Origin of the sequence: Salinibacterium sp. CAN_S4 (genome assembly GCF_015752305.1) — a bacterium.
GTDB lineage: Bacteria > Actinomycetota > Actinomycetes > Actinomycetales > Microbacteriaceae > Rhodoglobus.
Window position 1 is genome coordinate 109326 of record NZ_JADOVB010000006.1, and the last position, 17570, is coordinate 126895.

Consider the following 17570-nt stretch of genomic DNA (forward strand, 5'->3'; position numbering starts at 1 on the left):
GGAGACTCCGCCATGACGAAGTTGCAGCTGGGTTTGGTCGAGGTGGAGACACGGGACGGGGCGAGATCTTTTCGCGGCACTCCACTTTCCGATCGCGACGGCGGAGAACGTGAGGGTTCAGTCCGCATTGCCAAACTGTCGACGCCCGACGGCCTGGTCGCGAATGTCGGCGTTACGAAGTGGCCCGACGAGGCCTACGATCAACGGTTGATCGATTTTGTCGCCGGACCCGATCCTTATCGTCGACTCGAACGCGCAGGCAACATGAGCCTGAACACGACCGAGGGCGGGGTGGTCGCGGTCCTTCGAGCGCTCAAGTACACAAGTCGCGAATTACCGTCTCTCCAGGCGGTCGGGTGGCCTCAGCTCGACGAGTGGTTGGGCGAGGATGCGCAGGCATACTTCCTCGGCGTTGGGGCCGTGGCCGCAGGTACACACGGAGAGCTGCGGCCCGAAGCTGGTCGATTCGTGGATGAGCCGGCCATCATCGTCGACCCCCACGAGCCACTCGCGCTCTTCGCCGCGTACGCTCTGACTCGAGTGATTCCGATAGCGACCGACTTTGGTCGGGATGGAGTCGAGGTGTTGAACTGATGGAGATCACGAAGGTATCCATCGAGTTGCCCGAACGCGACAGCTACGGCGAGCTGATGAAGAGCTTCTTAACTCTCATGCGAGCCTTTGGCCTGGAGTTGGCAGCGATCTGCGAGAACTCACTCGCCCCGAAGCTCGGCAAATGGTGGTTTCAGAAGCTGATGCAACAGCGCCTTGACGAGAAGCGGATCCGGGGTCAGCAGCAGGACCCAAGGGACGCCGTCATCGTGCTGAACGAGATCGCGCGAGAGATCGCCTCGCCGATTCATGCCGCGCTGCCGCCCAGCGCTTCAACGATCAAAAGCGCAAAGACCATCGTGGCTAAGCGCAATGAGCTCTTGCACTTCAGCGCTGAGGCATCGATCGAGGACATCGGTGAGGTTGCGCACCTGATCCAGGGGTTCGCCCGCCACTACAACATGAAAACGGATGGCGCGATCGTGCCGCTGCTCACGCGGCTTCACAAGCTCAAGCGCGGACAATACGTACCGAACCAGGTCCCGCCTCCAACCGAAGCCGTTCCAGTCCATCAGACACAGCCGCCGGTCGAGCCGACTTCGGATGTGGATATCGTCGGCGTTGTACCTCGACCCAAGATCGGCGGCGTCTGGCAGGGTGAGGTGCCCTCCGGCGAGTTCAAGATCACTAAGACGGGCGACTTGGTCTCTGTGACCACCGGCGACTCTGTTCGAGATCGGGTCGAAGGGGACGTCACGTCGAAGTTGCGCGCGTGGTTGGCGCCGAATCCCAAGGGTGAGCTGTGGATCGCCGCCGACGGTGCCGTTGGCGGATTTGTCACTGCAGTCCCCCGTTTGCTGGGCTACTTAGGTGAAGAACCTCCTGGCGAGATCGCGCGCGGATTCCTATTTCCTCAATACTTTGAGGTAGTTGGGTCTCAAGTCAGGGAGATTGAGACTGGTGCGTCCCATGAGCTCCCTCCGGATGTGATGGTAGTCGGCGGCGAGCTGCTGCGACTGACGACCTACGGGGATCTGATCCGAATCGATGACGACGGTGTGAACCGTGTCGCTGTCGTCGACCCGAACGAGTGGAAGTAGAGATCATGGCCACACCTGACCAATTCATCGTCGATAACACCTCTGACGATTGGAAGGCCCTTCAATATGTCCGTGAATGGTGCGACCTCAGCGAGTCAATTGATATCGCTACGGGCCATTTCGAGATCGGCGCGTTCCTCGCGCTCGATGGAGCCTGGCAGAAAGTGGATCGCATACGGCTCTTGATCGGCGGTGAGACGAGCCGCACGACCGCCGATGCTATCTCGGCCGCGCTCGACCACTCGATTAAGGTCGAGCGCCAGGAGGGTGACGCCTTCCTCACTGGCGTCGATGCTGTTGTTGATGGAATCCGAAGCGGAAAGATCGAGATTCGCGTCTACAAGCCGCGGAAGTTCCACGCCAAGGCGTACATCACGCACGGCCGGCATCGCGTCGTCGGCTCGGCTGCGCTCGTCGGATCGTCGAATTTCACCCGCCCGGGCCTGACTCAGAACGTGGAACTCAATGTGCGCTTTCAAGGCCCAGAAGTCGTCGAGCTCCAGGCGTGGTACGAAGAGCATTGGGAGCAGGCAACTCTCGTGAATCCCGAGCTGCTTGCGGTCCTCAGCCATAACGTGCGCGAATTCAGTCCCTTCGAGGTCTACGCGAAGGCGCTGCAGGCGCTCACCGCGAACGCTGACCCGAGCGACATGGGCTGGGAGGAGACAGAATCCGCGATCTACCCGTTGCTCGCGCCGTACCAGCAGGAAGCGTTCCATTCGCTGATCGAGATGTCTAAGCAATGGGGCGGCGGGTTCCTCACTGACGGCGTCGGTCTCGGTAAGACGTTCGTCGGGCTCATGCTCACCGAGTACTTCGCAGTTCGGCAGCGGAAGAACGTCCTCATCATGGCGACGAAGACCGGGCAGGACGCGGTGTGGGACCCAGAGCTTAGAGAGAAGCTCCCCGAGCTCTTTGGTGGCCAGTTCTCGAACGTCCTCGTCCGCGCGCATACGGACCTCACGACGAACAAGGGCGCGGCCGAGATCGAGCACCTCGCCAAGCGAGCCGACATCGTCATCATCGACGAGGCGCACAACTTCCGGAACCACGGCGCGATGCCGACCGAGGAGAACCCCTGGGGGTCCCGCTGGTGGCGGATGCAGGAGATCTGCAAGGGAAAGACGGTTTTCCTGCTGACGGCAACGCCGATCAACAACACCTTCTTCGACCTCGTCCACGAGGCGGAGCTTTTCACTGGCGTCGACGCCGACGACCACTTCGCAAGCGCCGGCGTGAGCTCACTGCGGAAGTACATAGTCGACCTCGAGAAGCCATTCAAGACCGCCATTCCGGACCACGCGGAGATTGACGCGCTGATGGCGAAGGACAAACTTTTCCAGGCAATCATCCACCAGAGCAGCCGCAAGTACGCGGTCGACAGCGCGAAGCTCGCTGGCGGCGCCGAAGTCGTGTTCCCAGAGACGCAGGTGCCGAGGGTGGTGCCCTACGAGTTCGGCCTGCTCTATGCACCGCTCTTCAAGGAGATCCAGGCAGCATTCAGTCGGGCGACGCCGCTATTCATCCTGCCGATGTACTACCCGCTCGCGTTCTCGACGGACAGCGACATCGACACAGTCACCGAGAACCGCCAGCGGCAGGTCGTGGCTCTCATCCGCACAATCTTCCTCAAGCGCTTCGAGTCGAGCCTGGCCGCCTTCGCCGGCTCCTGCCTGGACCTTTCGGCGAAGATGCTGCGCTGGCTCGACGTGAACACGAAGGGCGACGCGGCGAACGCGGCGAAGCTCGTCGCCTGGCGCACCGCGCACGAGCCGACTCTGCAGCGTATTCACGACACCTACCGGGCGACGCTCGACGAAGTTTGGCACGAGGAGGACCTCACCGAGCAGGAACTCGACGAGCTCGAGTACAACCTTGTCGGCGGGAGATACAAGCTCGGCGAGATGATAGACGCGGCCTTTGGCGACCTCGACCAGCTGCAACGGTTTATGGACCTCGTCGTACTCGCGGCCGGGCATGATGACAAATACGCGCAGCTCCGCGCTCTGCTCCTCGGCCCGTCGAAGCTGGAGAAGAAGGCGCTCGACCCAACGATCTTCACTAAAGAGTTCCAAGATCAGCCGGTTATTGTCTTCACCGAGTTTGCCGACACCGCCCGCTATCTGGAGGAACGACTCCGTGCCGACGGTCTCGCCGACGTTGACCGGATCGACGGCAATCGGGGCAACGACCGCTATGCAATGATCAAGCGTTTCGCCCCTTTCTACAACAAGGTCGGCCCCGCCGACCGGAGGCAGCTCACGCCGCTCCGGGTGCTGGTCTCCACCGATGTCCTCAGCGAAGGCGTGAACCTCCAGGACGGTTCGCTGCTGGTGAACTACGACATCCATTGGAACCCGGTCCGTCTCATGCAACGCATCGGCCGCGTCGATCGCCGGATGAATCCGGGCATTGAGGCCGAGCTCGTGAAGGAGCGGAAGCTGTCGAAGGGCTCCCGTGGCCACATACAGATTCGCAATTTCCTCCCACCCGAGGAGATCGAGAGCTTGCTCAAGCTCTACGGCCGGGTCCAGGGAAAGACGCTCATGATCTCGAAAACGCTGGGCATCCCCGGCGGCAAGCTCATCGACGAGTCCGACCTCTACGACGACGTCAAAGTCTTCCAGGCGTTCAAGGACGAATACGAGGGCGATATCACCCCGGGCGAGGAGCTCCGCCTCAAGTGGCTCGGGCTCGTCAAGGATCATCCGGCTCTGCCGGACCTCGTCGACCGACTCCCGGACGGCATTTCCGTTGCGAAGGGTGGCAAGCCCGCCGGCCTCTTCACGGTGCGACGCGTCCCGGTGCTTGTGAAGTTGGATGAGAACGCCGAGCCCGAGTGGAGCCTGAAGCCCGGTCGGATCGAGTGGGCGCTGAAGACCAGCAGCGATGTCGAGCGCGGCCTGCTCACGATCGACGCCGCAATCGAGGCGAAGCCGGACGACACAGCGCAACCGTTCAGCGCAAAGGGCCATCTGCTCGCTTCGCTCCGCGAATTCGAGCGCGACGAGACGAAGCAGCTCCGCAAGGAGGTCCAGCTCCCGCTCGACGCCCCAACCCCTGAGACTGTCGCCTGGATCGAGGTCAAGTAGTGCCAACGATCATCGACTACCTGCAGAAGGCGGGCTCATCCCTCCAGGCGTTCACAGACCTGCTCGTGAATGGCCTCGATTGGCCGATCCCCGACGGCATGGAGTGGGACGACCTGCCGATTGATTGGAGCCTGGAGTCGCTCGACCTCGAGCCTGCGAAGATCGGCCCGATCGTCGTCCACCAGCTCAACCTCGTCACCGGGCAGGACGTCGGCATCCTCGTGCTCCAGTTCGATGGCAAGCGTCTGCCAGTCGCCGCGGTCCGCCGGATCATCGAGAAGTTCTTGAGGACGCCGGGCGGCAAGACGCGAAGCGGCAAGCGTCCAGCCTGGAACGATGAACGCATCCTCGTCTTCGCGATCTCGCCCGCGGACAGCTCGGTGCACGCGATCGGTGTCGGCCATGACAACGGCCGACGCGCACTCCGATCACTCTCCTGGTCCACGACCTCCACTCCCGCACGCCTTGAACTGATCGCCGAGCGAGGTGTACCGGAGCTGAAGTGGGGTGATCGCGGTCCGGCGCTCGCGACGGGTCTCTCCGCGACTGCCGGCTTCGGGAAGTATCGCGGTGCGATCCAGTCGGCGGCCGCCCTCGCGAGCCGCATGGCCGAGGTCGCCAAGGATCTGCGCGATGAGGTGCTCGACCTGCTCGACGTGGAGACCCCGACCGGCCCAATGCGCTCGCTCCTCGCAGTATTCCAGGAGCGGCTCATGCCAGACCTTACGCCGAAGAAGTTCGCGGACGTTTACGCGCAGACAATGGTGTACGGACTGCTCTCGGCCCGCGTTACCCACCCGGAGCTCTTCGCCGGGGACGCGCCACTGCTCGGCATCCGATTCTCCAACGAGCTGCTCGACTCGATCTACGCCCGCTTCCGCGAACAGACGGCAAGTGAGATCGACGTTGACGAGCTGGGGCTCGGGGAGCTCGCCGCCGAACTCGCGAAGACTGACGTCGAGCAGATCCTCGCCGACTTCGGCTCGAAGGACCGTCGTATGGACCCGGTCGTCTACCTGTATGAGGAATTCCTGAAGCAGTACGACCCGCAGCAGCGGATGGACGCCGGAGCCTTCTATACGCCGTTGCCGGTCGTCCGTTTCATGACGAAGGCCGTCGACCACATCTTGAAGCACGACTTCGGGCTGCTGCTCGGGGTCGCCGACGGCGGCACCTGGGCGGAGGTCTGCAGGCACCTCGGCATCGTGCTTCCAGATGACACTGTCCCGGATCGGCAATTCGTTTCCATGATCGACCCGGCGACCGGCACCGGCACATACCTTATGGAGTGGCTCCGCGTTGCCCGTGAGTCCTACGTCGCTGCCCACGGCGAGAAGAAATGGCCTGAGTATTTCGAGCAGGTGGTCGCTCCGGCGATGCACGCCTTCGAATACTCGGTCGCCCCCTACGCCGTTGCCCACCTAAAACTCGCCGTCGAGGGCCACTCGATGGGTATCGAGGGTTTCGAGCCGACGATCCTGCTCACCGACACGCTGAGTCAGCCTCCCGCGGTCAATGAGCACACGCCGATCGTGATTGGCGACGACGCAATGTGGGATGGTGATTCTGACCCGGTCGCTGTCGAGGCGGAGAAGGCAGACCTGCTGAAGACCAGGGAACGCTTCACCGTCGTCATCGGCAATCCGCCGTACGACCGTGACGAGTCGCGGTCTGCAAGCAAGGACCGTCAAGGGGGTGTCGTTCGCCATGGTGTGCCAGGGATTGCGCCGCTGCTCGAGTCAGTCGCCAAGCCGATGCGCGACGCAGGCCAGGGCGCGTGGGTACACAACCTCTACAACAACTATGTCTACTTCTGGCGCTGGGCGACGTGGCGTGCGACCCAGGAGCTAGGGCAGGGGCCGGGCATTGTTGCGTTCATCACTCCCTCCTCTTACGTCAATGGTGCATCCGCTGGTGGGCTTCGCAACCACTTTCGGGAGGTCTTCGACGACTTTTACGTGGTGGACCTCGGTGGCGACGCCCGCGGTGCCGCGGTCGACGAGAACGTGTTCGACATTCAAACCGCTGTGGCGATCGGTATTGGGGTTCGACGAACCGCCAAGTCCGTAGGCTGCACGATCCGGAAAGTGCGCGTGCCCGGAACGCGGGAGGAGAAGCTCGATTGGCTTGAACAGAGCTTCGAAAGCGTCGAATTCGAAGAGATTTCTGGTCAGGGCTTCGACCGGTTCTCGGCCGCTGCATCCGGTGCGTACTCAGCCTGGCCGGTCCTTGGGGACTTGATGCCGACTGCGTTCACTGGTCCTCAGTTGTACCGGACCTGGCCTATTGCCCCATCTGAAGAGGTGCTCGCTGCGCGCTGGGAAGCCCTGCTCGCTGCTGTCGACCGCGCCGAGGCACTCAAGGTAAGCCGGGATCGCACCCTGGACTCCACGCCACCGATCCTGCAGGGTTCGGGCGCTCGGCTGCCTGCAATCCGAGGACTTTTGCCCGGTGCAAGTCACGAGCCAGTGAGGAGGTACGGATTCAGGAGCTTCGATCGGCAGTTCGTGCTCGCAGACGCGCGGGTCGCGGACTACGGTCGGCCCGGTGTCTGGAAACTGGCTAGCCCCAACCAGATATTTATCGCCACATTGACGACTGATCGAATTACTCGGGGGCCATTGTTCACAGCGTCGCCTTACGTCCCAGATTGTCACTACTTTCGGGGACGTGGGTCAAAGGACATCTACCCGATGTGGCTTGACTCAGGCGAGGATACCGAGAACATGGCTCCTGGCTTCCTTGCTGTGATTCGAGCGGCGCTTGGTGAGGCAGTCGGCTTGGAGTGCTTCGTCCAATATCTCTACGGAGTTGGTGGGACCGGCGCATTCAGCCTGAGATTCAGTGCGGAGCTTGAGGCGGCCGGGCCGTACCACATTCCGGTCACGAAGGACCCCACCCTCTTCAATGAGGTCGCCGCGCTCGGCAGGGAGTTGCTCGCTTGGCACACCTGGGGTGAACGTTACAGCGATGGGCCACTTTCACTCGGTGAGGCGGCCGAGGTCACTAAGATCACCGGCCGGCCGGAGACCTTCGGCTATGACGCGAAGACGCAGACACTCACGGTCGGGGCCGGCAAGATCACGCCCGTATCGCCCGAGGTCTGGGACTTCGAAGTCTCCGGCTTGAAGCCGCTGCAGAAGTGGCTCGGCTACCGCAAGGCGCAGCGCGCCGGCCGCACCTCGAGCCCCCTCGACGCGATTAGCTACGACGAATGGACCTTTACTGACGAACTGCTGCTCGTCATCAACATCCTCCAGCACACTGTCGACCTCACGCCCCGCGCTGCCGCGCTCCTCGACCGCGTCCTCGTGGGCGAGATCTTCACTGCCGAGGAGCTGGGCTGATGTTGCGGGACTGCCGAGTCCGGCGGACAGAAGCGCCCCGCGCGAAACCGACAGGTGAATCGCTCCAGATTGACCATTGAGCTGGGTGCATTCGTACCGCGCAGTAAGCCCGGTTGAAAGGGTATCCGCGTCGACATGATCCGCCGACAAATCGATGTGAGTCCCCGGCTCTCAAGGTCGCAAGCGTACTCGGCGTCCCGCAGGCTGTCACCCGAAAACGACCGATTTCGGGGCGACGCCGGGGAGTCAGCACCAGGTCACGACACGCCGGGCGATCGTGCACCGAAACTCTTCACCGAAACCTTGGTGCGGCGAAACGGCCTGTCGACCGTTGTCGGTTACAGGGTTCTGGCTTCACCCCCAGAAGATTGGATCGCCGCTATCCGCGACGACATCCAGCAATGCCTGTACCTGCCGTGACGGTGGCGTTCGGTCGTAGCGGTGGAACCGGAGGTGCCGGTCCCGCCAGTAGAGGGTCCACTCACCCGTCGTGGCGGTGTACCGCAGTCGCGCGATGGGAAATCTTGTCCACTCCCCCGCTGGGTCATCCCATGGTGGCCGCGTTTCCACGATCGTCACCGCCGTCGCCGTGACGTCGGCTTCCACGCGGAGCTGATCGGCATGCTGTGGCGATGTCTCCTGAGTGCACCACTTCCTGATGCGTCGCAGGTCGATTTCAGGAACTGGCACGAGTGGCTTCCCGAGCGCGGCGGTAGAACGTGGACCGGGTCAGACCCAGATCTCTGAGAACCTGCGTCGTCGACTCCCCCTCCTCGATCAGGCGCAGTGCATTGCGGATCTGCCTGTCGGAGACTTTCTGGGGTCGGCCGCCGAGGTTCCCCCCTGCTGTGCGCCGTTTGGCGACGGAGTCGGTGATGCGCTCCTTCTTGATGTCGAGCTCCATCTGCGCCAGAGCCGACAACACGGTGAAGACCATTGCCCCCATCGGGGTTGACGTGTCCACATCTCCGCCACCGAGGTTCAACACCCGAAGGCCTGCCGACCGCGACCGTAGTCCCTCTGCGAATGTGAGCATGTTCTGGGTCGAGCGCCCAAGACGGTCGAGCGTCGTGACGACCAGGGTGTCCCCGTCCTGGATCGCGGCGAGAGCGCGGTCGAACTCGGGCCGCGACGCTCGAGCACCCGACACTCCGTGGTCGACGTAGAGATCGTCTCGGCGGACGCCGGCCGCCAGAAGATCAGCCGCCTGTCGATCAGTGGCCTGCTGTTTGGTGGAGACGCGTGCGTATCCGATCAACTTGCCCACCGATGCCTCCAAGTGTCCCAAAACCGTAAATGAGTACCTTGATCTAAGCAGACCCTTTCGGCACATAGTTATGGGAATCGCCGCATCCCGGAAAGCCGGGGAGATGGTCGCGCCGGATCAGGGGTCGGTGGGATGTCCCATATCCCTAGGGTTACAAGACAACGGCGGGGAGTCCGCGGGCTAGACCAAGTGGCCACCAAAACCTTCGAATAAATCGGTGAGCCAGGTCAAGATGTCACCCGACCATGCATGAGGCCGGTATCCCGGATGGAAGTTTGTCTACGCCTCATCGCTCGGTAGTTCTTCTATTGCATCGGACATCTCACCCTCGGGTCGGGTTATCCACAAACAGGCTGCCCTGGCGACTTATTTGCTCGCCTTGCCGCGTTCTGCGGCACAGGCCTTGCATTGGCCAAAGATGTCGATCACATCGCGGATCTGTGCATATCCGTATTCCGCTGCCGTGCGTTGGACCCATTGAGCTACATCCTCGCCTTCGACCTCGACTGTCTTGCCGCAATCGCGACACACGAGGTGGTGGTGGCGGGGACCGGGAGTGCAGACTCGGAAGAGGACCTCGCTTTCGTTTTGCAACGTGTCAAGTTCTCCTTCCAGCGCGAGCTCATGCAGGCCGCGGTAGACCGTGGAGAGACTAATCTTCAGACCCGCGGCGCGAAGGTTGAGATAGATGTGTTGCGCTCCGGCAAACCCTGCTCGACTGCTTTCATCTAGTGCCTTCCTGATCGCGTCCCGTTGCCGGGTGTTGCGGATCACAACCTCTACCGCGCTGCTGCGGTGCCGGTCCGCCGACCTGCCCAGCCGCGCCGGTTACGACGGGAGCCGATGATCCGGCAGACCACGTATATCGCGAAGGAAATTGTCGTCACGAAAGGGCTGATGGGTATCGATGTACCCAGCGCGATCATGATCCCGCCCACCATCGCGGTAACACCGAATGCCATGCTCAACAGAGGTACCACCACCGGGGAGGAAGAGACCCGAAGCGCTGCAGCTGCTGGTGTGACCAGGATTGCTAACACGAGAAGCGATCCGACGATCTGCACGCTGACGGCCACGGTAAGGCCCAGCAGCACCATGAACAGCATCGACACCAACCCGACCGGAACGCCGCGGCCTGCCGCGACGGGAGCATCGGTGCTGGCGAACATCAGCGGCCGCCAACTGACCAGCAAGCCGATAACGACAATGACGCAGATGACTATCAGGGAGTTCAGCCGAGGGTTGTCCACTGCGACGATCTGACCGGTGAGCAGGCCAAACTTATTCGACGCTCGGCCGTCGTAGAGGGCCAGGCATAAGATACCCAGCCCCAACCCGAAGGGCATCAGGACCGCGATGATGGAGTTGCGGTCTTTCGCGCGAACACCAAGAACACCAATGATCAGGGCCGCGATCAGTGATCCGATCAGGGAGCCTTCGACCACCCCGATCCCGAACAGAAGCCCAGCGGATGCGCCCGCAAACGAGAGTTCGCTGATGCCGTGCACAGCGAACGCCATATCGCGTGCCATGACGAGGACGCTGATAAGTCCACCGACTATCCCGAGAATCGCTCCAGCGATGATGGAATTCCTCAGCAGCACGACTAGTTCGCCGTAGTTGTCGAAGTGGAAGATCGAGGTCCACCAGTCGTCACTGGTCATCAGCAGCACTGTGTGCATCATCGCAGCTGCTCCTCTGCCGGATGGGGGTGGGTGGTGTCGGTTGCACCGACGACGATGACGCGCCCATTGGCTCGGATCACGTCAACGTCGGCGCCGTAAAGCTCGCTGAGCACCGAACTTTGGAGAACTTCGTCGGGGGTTCCGATGCGAAAACGGCCACCGGCCAGATAGAGAACCCGGTCGACCATGGTGAGTATTGGGTTGATGTCGTGGGTGACGAACACCACTCCGAAGCCGCGGGCGTTGCGCTGGTGGTTGATCAGCTCGCTGATGCTGCGTTGGTGGGCCAAGTCAAGCGAGAGTAGCGGCTCGTCGCAGAGAAGCAGCCGGGGGTCTCCCGCGAGAGCCTGCCCGACTCGAAGGCGCTGTTGCTCCCCTCCGGAAAGGATGGACAGAGGAACGTTCGCGTAGGAACTGGCTCCAATATCGGCCAGAAGCTCGTCGAGCTTCCGGCGACGGGACCTACTAGGTAGCGGGATGCCCCACCGGTGTCCATCAATACCCTGAGCCACCAGGTCTCGGGCCCTTAAGGGCGTGCCGGGGTCGGCGAGCTTCTGCTGTGGAACATACCCGATGCGGCGGTTACCGCGCCGAACAGGAGCTCCAAGAAATTCGATACTGCCCTGAGAGAGCGGTTGTTGGCCGAGTATGGCTTTGAGGAGGGTGGTTTTGCCCGAACCATTCGCGCCGAGAACGGCGACAAACTCCCCCGGTTCAATGTCGAGATTCAGGCTCCCCCACAGCGAGCGTTCCCCGAAACGCATCGCGGCGTTTTCCACCCGCAGCACAGGCCCGACCGGGGTAGGGCCCCCGGTCGGGCGATGCACCGTGGGAACTGGTGTCTCAGCCACCCAGTGCTGCGGAGATCGCGTCGAGGTCGTCCTGCATCCACTGGATGTAGGTCTTGCCCTCAGGCAAGGTCTCTCTGACGGGAACGACGGCGACTCCGTTCTCTTCGGCTGCGGCAAGGACCGCCTCGGTCTGCGGTCCTGTGGTCTGTTCGTTGTAGGCCAGCAGTTTGACGCTCTTGCTCGAGAACAGATCCAGAGTCTCCTGCAATGCAGCAGCGGGCACGTCGGTGTCCTCTTCGATGGCTTCAGCGAACGCGTCAGGTGTGAGGTTCTCGAGCCCCACAGCCTCCAGCATGTACAGCGGCACCGGCTCAGTGATTGCCACACCCTCGCCCGCGAAGCTGGCGTTCAGTTCATCCTCCTGCGCCTCAAGACCGGCGAGTTCCCTTTTCAGGGAATCCCCATTCGCCGAGTAGGTGCTGGCGTTATCAGGGTCGATGTCGGAGAGTTCGGCGACGATGTCATCGACGAGCTTGCCGACCGAGGGGAAGTCGTACCACATATGCTCGTTGAACTCGCCCTCGGCGGGTTCCTGATCGTAGCCGGAAATGTCGGCCACGGTCAGGACAGTCACATCAGCGTTATCTGCCGAAGCGAGAATGGTTTCGACGAAGTCGTCGTATCCACCGCCGTTCTCGATGATCAGGTCGGCTTTCGAGAATGCGAGTTGGTCTTGGGCATCGGCTTCATATTCGTGAGGATCTTTGCCCGGATCGTCAATGATGGAGGTGACCTCAATCAGATCCCCTCCGACGCTTGCGGCGATGTCCCCATAAACGTTGGTGGATGCGACAACACTCACTGTCGAATCCTCGGAATCTCCAGCCGTCGGTTGGCCCGCACAGCCGGCAAGTGCCAGGCCGAGCGCTGCCGTTGCTGCGATGGCAGCATAGGAGCGGGTTTTCATGTGATCGCCTATCTGTGTCGGGTGGCCAGAACGACCAGCTGTCGTCGGTTACATAGAAGTTACTACTGTTGAGAACGGTAGTCAAAATGATTCTCAATAGTGCCGTGACGGTCACGTTAGTGGTCGTGCTCGATCTGCCAGACAGGAAACGGATCAACATAGCCCGCCCATTCCATCGGACCTGCGATCAATTCGTCGTCGCCCAGCAGTGCTGCACGCAGTGCTCGCGCGATCCGTTCAGGATGAAGATGTTGGCCGACGAAGACCAGCTCCTGCCCGACGGGTGAATCGGCATCCCAGCTGGTCATGGCTGTGGAGTTGATGGCCAGTACTGTTCCGGCACTTGTCCAAGACGCGACCCGTTCGGGCCTGCTGGCAAGCCTGGCAAGCCCGCGTGAGCGCAGGATAAGTCCGACGTCGTCCGGTTCGAGGCAGTGTGTGACCACCTCAGCCAGCCGTGCTGGATGAAAAGGTCGAGGGTCACGAAAGACCACGGTATTGATTGAGTTCAGTGTGGTCGGCAGGCCTCCTCTGCCGGAGAGTTCCAATGCCCACCCCATGCGGCGGCCGACCTCGGATGCGACAGTGAGAGAAGGCGGCCGACGTCGTCGCAAGCGGATTGCGCCAGCAAGCGTGACGACGGCTGCTGCTGGATTGAGCCTCTCTATCAGGCCATAAATTGCTCGCAACTCTGTCGGCCGGCAGTCCGCTACTCCGGTAAGGATGATCGCTGTTGCAAACTCGAGCTGGACGGCCAGAAGCTCACTCGTGTCGCAATCGTCCGCGGCAGCCTCTGGCCCGTCGCGGAAGAGCAGTCGGCGGATGTCGTTGGCGCGCGCGACCGTGATGAGTTCCCTCAGGGCGGGACCGTCTGAGGTTGTCCGTTCCTTGAATACCGACTCAAGCACGAGGGCAATCTCGGCCGGATCGGCAGGCTCCAGCTCGATAATCACATCGCCGCGACGACCACTGTCAGCGAGGTCCACGAGATGCTCAGCCAGCTCTAGTGCGAGTTCGCCCGCGTCTGCCTCATCGCTACCCAGAGGCGGCCCGGGGTTGTCGTCCGCCGCGGTACCGCTCAGAATTGTGGCCACAGTTGACTTGCCGACATGGCGAAGCCCGCTGACCAGAGTTACCGCCAAAGGGGAGAGCTCACTCATTGGTGGCCGTCTATTCTCATCATCACCCCACTATGCTAGTTGATAATAGTTATCAACAAGAAATGAGGATGACCGTGAAAGTGCGCAATTCACTGAAAGCGTTGAAGAAAATACCCGGTGCTCAAATCGTCCGCCGTCGGGGGCGCACGTTTGTGATCAATAAGTTGAATCCCCGGATGAAGGCTCGCCAGGGGTAGTCCGCGGCGAACCCGCCCTGTCGCGCCCTCCGTCACGATCCGCCCCGAGCCGGTGAGGTGAGTCGCAGAAGTCGCGGCAAACCGGGGCGCAGAATTTCAGACTCGGGCGATGCGGCGGCGGGATTGACCAGCTCGATCGAGCCAATCCTTTCCGTTGCTACTTTCATCTGCCATGGCACAGACTGAGCACTCAGCGGCGCGAATATCGCGACTTTTTTCGCGGCCCTGAATCTGAAGAGCGCGAAACAATGTCTCCGACTCTTCCCGAACGCACCTCTGATGTTCTGCTCGAGACGAACGGATGCAATTCTCACCGTCCGCCCTTAGGAGAGACGAGAAGATCTGGGGCCCCGCTCGAGTTGACGAGGGGCCGAGCCGTTCAGCTCAGCGGGACGTCACATCAGGAGTGGAGTCCACCAGTTCTTGGCACTGACGACAGCGCCCAAAGACATCCAGAACGTGTCGCACCAGCGTGAACCCCTCGTCCGCGGCGACCTTCTCTACCCATTCTTCAGCGGGCGCATCCACCTGCACGGTTTTGCCGCAGTCCACGCACACCAAATGGTGATGATGCCCGGACTCACAAGAACGGAATAACTGTCCCGTGCTGCTGATCTGAAGGACATCAGCTTGCCCGACCCGCGCCATCTCGTTCAACGCCCGATAGACCGTCGCAAGCCCGATCGCTGAGCCCTGGTCTCGGAGTCTGCCGTGGAGATCTTGCGCGCTGATGAAGTCCGGCGATGCCTCTAGCGCGATTCGGACGGATACCTTCTGTTCTGTTTGTCGTTGCCCGATTAGCGCTGCCATCCGGTTCACCCCTCATCGACTTGCCCAACGTTAGACGGTATCGAATACCGTTCTCAGTATTATAAACACATTGCAATTGATTTATATATGTGGTTGAGTGTAGCCAATGGACGAACACCAAGGACTCACCGCGACAGCGGATCTATTCAAAGTTCTCAGTTCAGAATCTCGACTCCTGCTGGTGAAGCTCCTTGCAGCAGAACCAGCAACAGTCGGCACTTTGGTCAATAAAACCGGAATGTCCCAACCACTGGTCTCCCAACATCTGCGAACCCTGCGACAGGCAAACATCCTGATCGTCGCCCGTAGCGGCCGGGAGGCAACCTACCAGCTCGCCGACCACCACATCGCCCACGTGATCGACGACGCCATCATTCATGTCCTAGAAGAACGCACCAACACCACCGAGGGAGAAACACCATGAGCACCACTGAACTTCACGCCGAACACGCCGTCACCGAGCACGAGCACGGACCGACCTGTGGACACGATGCGGTACCCCACGACGGTCACACCGATTACATCCACGGCACCCACCACCACGCGCTTCATGATGATCACTACGACGAGCATGAAAGCGTCGCCGAGCACACATCCGAGACGCACGCGCATGGCGCCGACTGCGGCCACGAGACCGTGAGCCATGACGACCACGTCGACTACCTCCACGACGGCCACAAGCATGCTGCCCACGCCGATCACTACGACGAGCACTAAACCCGCGGCGTCGTCGCCGTCCCGGCCGTACCAAAAGTTCCGGTGAGCGGCCGGGAACTCACACCGTCGAGGTCGACTCTTCAAAAGAAGACGCCATCACCGCCGAGAGCCAGCGATCAATGGGGCAGAGATCTGCGAGCCGCGGCGCGGTTCGGGTCAGGCCGGCCGTGAATGATCAGTCCGTACATCGAAGCGTGCGGAAACCTGTGGGAGCTGTACAGCCGATGTAGCAGCAACAGCAGCGTCGAAGTCTTCGGCGACGAGTGCTGCGTTAACACCCGCACCGACCGCTGCTCCCGCACCGATCGCCATGGCGATGTTCGCAGCGGGATTGACGACGTTGCCGGCGGCCCAGACCCGATCGTTGCCGGTCTTACCCATCGCGTCGACCTGCACGAAGGCGCCCATCGGACCCTCCGCCCTGGCAAGGCGCAGAGGCGCCAGAAAGTTGTCATGCGGACGAAGAGCACCGCCGGTAAAGATCGCGTCCAGTTCGATCTCGCGGCCGTTCTCGGTTCGCACCGCCTTGATCTGAGCACCCTCACCCAGGACTTCGGTCACCGCCGTATCGACGAGATCGATCCCTCGGGCGCGCAGCCGCCGCTTCGCAGTTCCCGAGATGCCACCCAGTCCGGCCGTAAACAACGTCACCCGCGAGCTCCACTGCCGCACGAGTTCAGCCTGATGAAGGCCCATTGGCGACGTCGCAATCACTCCGAGACGTTGATCTCTGACCTCCCAGCCGTGGCAGTACGGGCAGTGCAGCACCGTCCGCCCCCACCGCTCACGCAATCCGGGGATATCCGCTAGTTCATCGGTCAGACCGGTCGCGACAATCAGGGAACGTGCTGTCCGGACGGCCCGATCGGCGAGAGCCACCTGAAGAAATGGCTCAGCCTGCTCAACCAAAGAAACAGTTCCACGCTCGAACTCGACCCCATAGGAGGCGGCCTCGTTGCGCCCGCGCTCAAGCAGAACCGCTGGCTCGACTCCTTCGTTGCCCAGCACGCCATGCATATGCGAGGCGAATCTGTTTCTTGGGCTTCCGCCGTCGACGACCAGGACTTGCCGCCGCGCCCGCCCCAGCATCAATGCGGCGCTCAGACCCGCCACGCCCCCGCCAACGATGATGACATCCCATATCCGATCTTCCATAGGCACAGCTTTGCCGGGAGAATTAGGTATCCACAAACTTTCTTGCGGAAACAGCAAGGAGTGCAATGTCCCCAGATCTGCTGCACATTGGCCCAAGACTACGAGCCGCTCGGCGCAAGCGCGGCTGGACGCTGGACGAACTCGCATCACGAGCAGAGATATCGGCCAGCACACTGTCGCGCCTCGAGTCTGGCAAACGGCAGGCAAATCTTGAACTTCTCCTCCCGCTAACCCGACTTTTGGGTATCCGCCTCGACGACCTAGTCCGACTCGAATCGATAGATCCTCGAGTGCGCCGCCCCGTGATCCGCCGCGACGGACTGATCATCGCCCCACTCGCTCCCCAAGAATCCCAGGTCCATACCTACCGGATCACCTATCCGCCGATCGGCGCACCCACGGAACTTCAAGTGCATGACGGCTATGAATGGCTATATGTGCTCAGTGGTCGACTTCAACTGAGACTCGGTGACCAAGACCTGACCCTCGCTCGAGGAGAGGCAGCAGAGTTTGACACCGGCATCCCGCACAGCATGTCCGCCGCAGGCATGCGCCCGGCCGTCGTCATCAGCATCTTCAATGAGGCTGGCGTCCGAATGCATACTTACGCGTCGGCTGTCGCGTTCTAACCGAGATTTGGGCTGCTGCGGGGATTTCGGACAGCGGAATTAGTGGATTCGTCTACGCTGCCAGGGCTGGCTGCTGATAACCATAGTGGACTTCGTTGGGC

Annotated in this window: 17 protein-coding genes and 2 pseudogenes; 10 read left to right on the plus strand and 9 right to left on the minus strand. The window is 61.5% G+C overall.

The features are described from left to right. Positions 1-12 precede the first annotated feature (12 nt). The 5 genes and pseudogenes from IWX81_RS14205 (at position 13) to IWX81_RS14220 (ending at position 8091) form a co-directional block, all read left to right on the plus strand. Complete coding sequence (locus tag IWX81_RS14205) at positions 13-594, plus strand: hypothetical protein (RefSeq protein WP_199281987.1); 582 nt, start codon at positions 13-15, stop codon at positions 592-594. Further along, positions 594-1652: a hypothetical protein gene (locus IWX81_RS14210; protein ID WP_199281988.1), complete on the plus strand. Its 1059-nt coding sequence runs from the start codon at positions 594-596 to the stop codon at positions 1650-1652. The genes IWX81_RS14205 and IWX81_RS14210 overlap by 1 nt, the downstream gene beginning before the upstream one ends. 5 nt (positions 1653-1657) lie before the next feature. Next, positions 1658-2116: pseudogene (locus IWX81_RS15090) on the plus strand (phospholipase D-like domain-containing protein); the annotation flags it as partial. A 186-nt stretch (positions 2117-2302) separates the two neighbouring features. After that, positions 2303-4744: a helicase-related protein gene (locus tag IWX81_RS14215; RefSeq protein ID WP_334594327.1), complete on the plus strand. Its 2442-nt coding sequence runs from the start codon at positions 2303-2305 to the stop codon at positions 4742-4744. Beyond that, positions 4744-8091: a type ISP restriction/modification enzyme gene (locus tag IWX81_RS14220; RefSeq protein WP_199281990.1), complete on the plus strand. Its 3348-nt coding sequence runs from the start codon at positions 4744-4746 to the stop codon at positions 8089-8091. The genes IWX81_RS14215 and IWX81_RS14220 overlap by 1 nt, the downstream gene beginning before the upstream one ends. Positions 8092-8445: 354 nt before the next feature. On the opposite strand, the gene IWX81_RS14225 is transcribed toward IWX81_RS14220, so the two are convergent. The 7 genes from IWX81_RS14225 to IWX81_RS14255 form a co-directional block, all read right to left on the minus strand. Further along, positions 8446-8781: a DUF3024 domain-containing protein gene (locus IWX81_RS14225; RefSeq protein ID WP_199281991.1), complete on the minus strand. Its 336-nt coding sequence runs from the start codon at positions 8779-8781 to the stop codon at positions 8446-8448. Continuing rightward, positions 8768-9358 (minus strand): recombinase family protein, encoded by a 591-nt coding sequence (locus tag IWX81_RS14230; protein ID WP_199281992.1) that lies wholly within the window; start codon positions 9356-9358, stop codon positions 8768-8770. The genes IWX81_RS14225 and IWX81_RS14230 overlap by 14 nt, the downstream gene beginning before the upstream one ends. Positions 9359-9724: 366 nt before the next feature. Next, the gene (locus IWX81_RS14235) at positions 9725-10132 is read right to left on the minus strand and encodes a Fur family transcriptional regulator (RefSeq protein ID WP_199281993.1); all 408 of its coding nucleotides are present in this window, start codon (positions 10130-10132) and stop codon (positions 9725-9727) included. A 5-nt stretch (positions 10133-10137) separates the two neighbouring features. Further along, complete coding sequence (locus IWX81_RS14240) at positions 10138-11043, minus strand: metal ABC transporter permease (protein ID WP_199281994.1); 906 nt, start codon at positions 11041-11043, stop codon at positions 10138-10140. After that, on the minus strand, positions 11040-11807 hold the full coding sequence (locus IWX81_RS14245) for a metal ABC transporter ATP-binding protein (protein ID WP_199282016.1): 768 nt from the start codon (positions 11805-11807) through the stop codon (positions 11040-11042). Before IWX81_RS14245 ends, IWX81_RS14240 begins: the two co-directional genes overlap by 4 nt. A gap of 79 nt (positions 11808-11886) precedes the next feature. Next, a complete protein-coding gene (locus tag IWX81_RS14250; protein ID WP_199281995.1) occupies positions 11887-12801 on the minus strand; it encodes a metal ABC transporter substrate-binding protein in 915 nt (304 codons plus the stop codon). 116 nt (positions 12802-12917) lie between these two features. Beyond that, entirely contained in the window at positions 12918-13961 is a 1044-nt protein-coding gene (locus tag IWX81_RS14255) for a GTP-binding protein (protein WP_199281996.1), read from the minus strand. A 74-nt stretch (positions 13962-14035) separates the two neighbouring features. Between IWX81_RS14255 and ykgO the strand changes: the two genes are divergently transcribed. Beyond that, a complete protein-coding gene (gene ykgO, locus IWX81_RS14260; RefSeq protein ID WP_129520240.1) occupies positions 14036-14158 on the plus strand; it encodes a type B 50S ribosomal protein L36 in 123 nt (40 codons plus the stop codon). 384 nt (positions 14159-14542) lie between these two features. Here the strand turns inward: ykgO and IWX81_RS14265 are convergent, their stop codons facing one another. After that, complete coding sequence (locus tag IWX81_RS14265) at positions 14543-14968, minus strand: Fur family transcriptional regulator (RefSeq protein ID WP_334594332.1); 426 nt, start codon at positions 14966-14968, stop codon at positions 14543-14545. A 106-nt stretch (positions 14969-15074) separates the two neighbouring features. Between IWX81_RS14265 and IWX81_RS14270 the strand changes: the two genes are divergently transcribed. Beyond that, the gene (locus IWX81_RS14270) at positions 15075-15392 is read left to right on the plus strand and encodes an ArsR/SmtB family transcription factor (protein ID WP_199281997.1); all 318 of its coding nucleotides are present in this window, start codon (positions 15075-15077) and stop codon (positions 15390-15392) included. Continuing rightward, complete coding sequence (locus IWX81_RS14275) at positions 15389-15685, plus strand: hypothetical protein (protein ID WP_334594335.1); 297 nt, start codon at positions 15389-15391, stop codon at positions 15683-15685. The genes IWX81_RS14270 and IWX81_RS14275 overlap by 4 nt, the downstream gene beginning before the upstream one ends. A gap of 156 nt (positions 15686-15841) precedes the next feature. On the opposite strand, the gene IWX81_RS14280 is transcribed toward IWX81_RS14275, so the two are convergent. After that, a complete protein-coding gene (locus IWX81_RS14280; RefSeq protein WP_199281998.1) occupies positions 15842-16840 on the minus strand; it encodes an NAD(P)/FAD-dependent oxidoreductase in 999 nt (332 codons plus the stop codon). Between the two features lie 65 nt (positions 16841-16905). Here IWX81_RS14280 and IWX81_RS15030 point away from each other — a divergent pair. Together IWX81_RS15030 and IWX81_RS15035 are read left to right on the plus strand one after the other, a co-directional pair. Next, positions 16906-17103: pseudogene (locus tag IWX81_RS15030) on the plus strand (helix-turn-helix domain-containing protein); the annotation flags it as partial. Positions 17104-17130: 27 nt separating this feature from the next. Continuing rightward, on the plus strand, positions 17131-17469 hold the full coding sequence (locus IWX81_RS15035) for a cupin domain-containing protein (RefSeq protein WP_334594351.1): 339 nt from the start codon (positions 17131-17133) through the stop codon (positions 17467-17469). Positions 17470-17570 lie beyond the last annotated feature (101 nt).

Bases quoted from the DNA above. Each gene is read 5' to 3' on its own strand.
- IWX81_RS14265 (WP_334594332.1), bottom strand. From the start codon at position 14,968: ATGGCAGCGCTAATCGGGCAACGACAAACAGAACAGAAGGTATCCGTC.
- IWX81_RS14250 (WP_199281995.1), bottom strand. From the start codon at position 12,801: ATGAAAACCCGCTCCTATGCTGCCATCGCAGCAACGGCAGCGCTCGGC.
- IWX81_RS14240 (WP_199281994.1), bottom strand. From the start codon at position 11,043: ATGATGCACACAGTGCTGCTGATGACCAGTGACGACTGGTGGACCTCG.
- IWX81_RS14245 (WP_199282016.1), bottom strand. From the start codon at position 11,807: ATGCGTTTCGGGGAACGCTCGCTGTGGGGGAGCCTGAATCTCGACATT.
- IWX81_RS14215 (WP_334594327.1), top strand. From the start codon at position 2,303: ATGGGCTGGGAGGAGACAGAATCCGCGATCTACCCGTTGCTCGCGCCG.
- IWX81_RS14280 (WP_199281998.1), bottom strand. From the start codon at position 16,840: ATGGAAGATCGGATATGGGATGTCATCATCGTTGGCGGGGGCGTGGCG.
- IWX81_RS14275 (WP_334594335.1), top strand. From the start codon at position 15,389: ATGAGCACCACTGAACTTCACGCCGAACACGCCGTCACCGAGCACGAG.
- IWX81_RS14210 (WP_199281988.1), top strand. From the start codon at position 594: ATGGAGATCACGAAGGTATCCATCGAGTTGCCCGAACGCGACAGCTAC.
- IWX81_RS14205 (WP_199281987.1), top strand. From the start codon at position 13: ATGACGAAGTTGCAGCTGGGTTTGGTCGAGGTGGAGACACGGGACGGG.
- IWX81_RS14270 (WP_199281997.1), top strand. From the start codon at position 15,075: ATGGACGAACACCAAGGACTCACCGCGACAGCGGATCTATTCAAAGTT.
- IWX81_RS14255 (WP_199281996.1), bottom strand. From the start codon at position 13,961: ATGAGTGAGCTCTCCCCTTTGGCGGTAACTCTGGTCAGCGGGCTTCGC.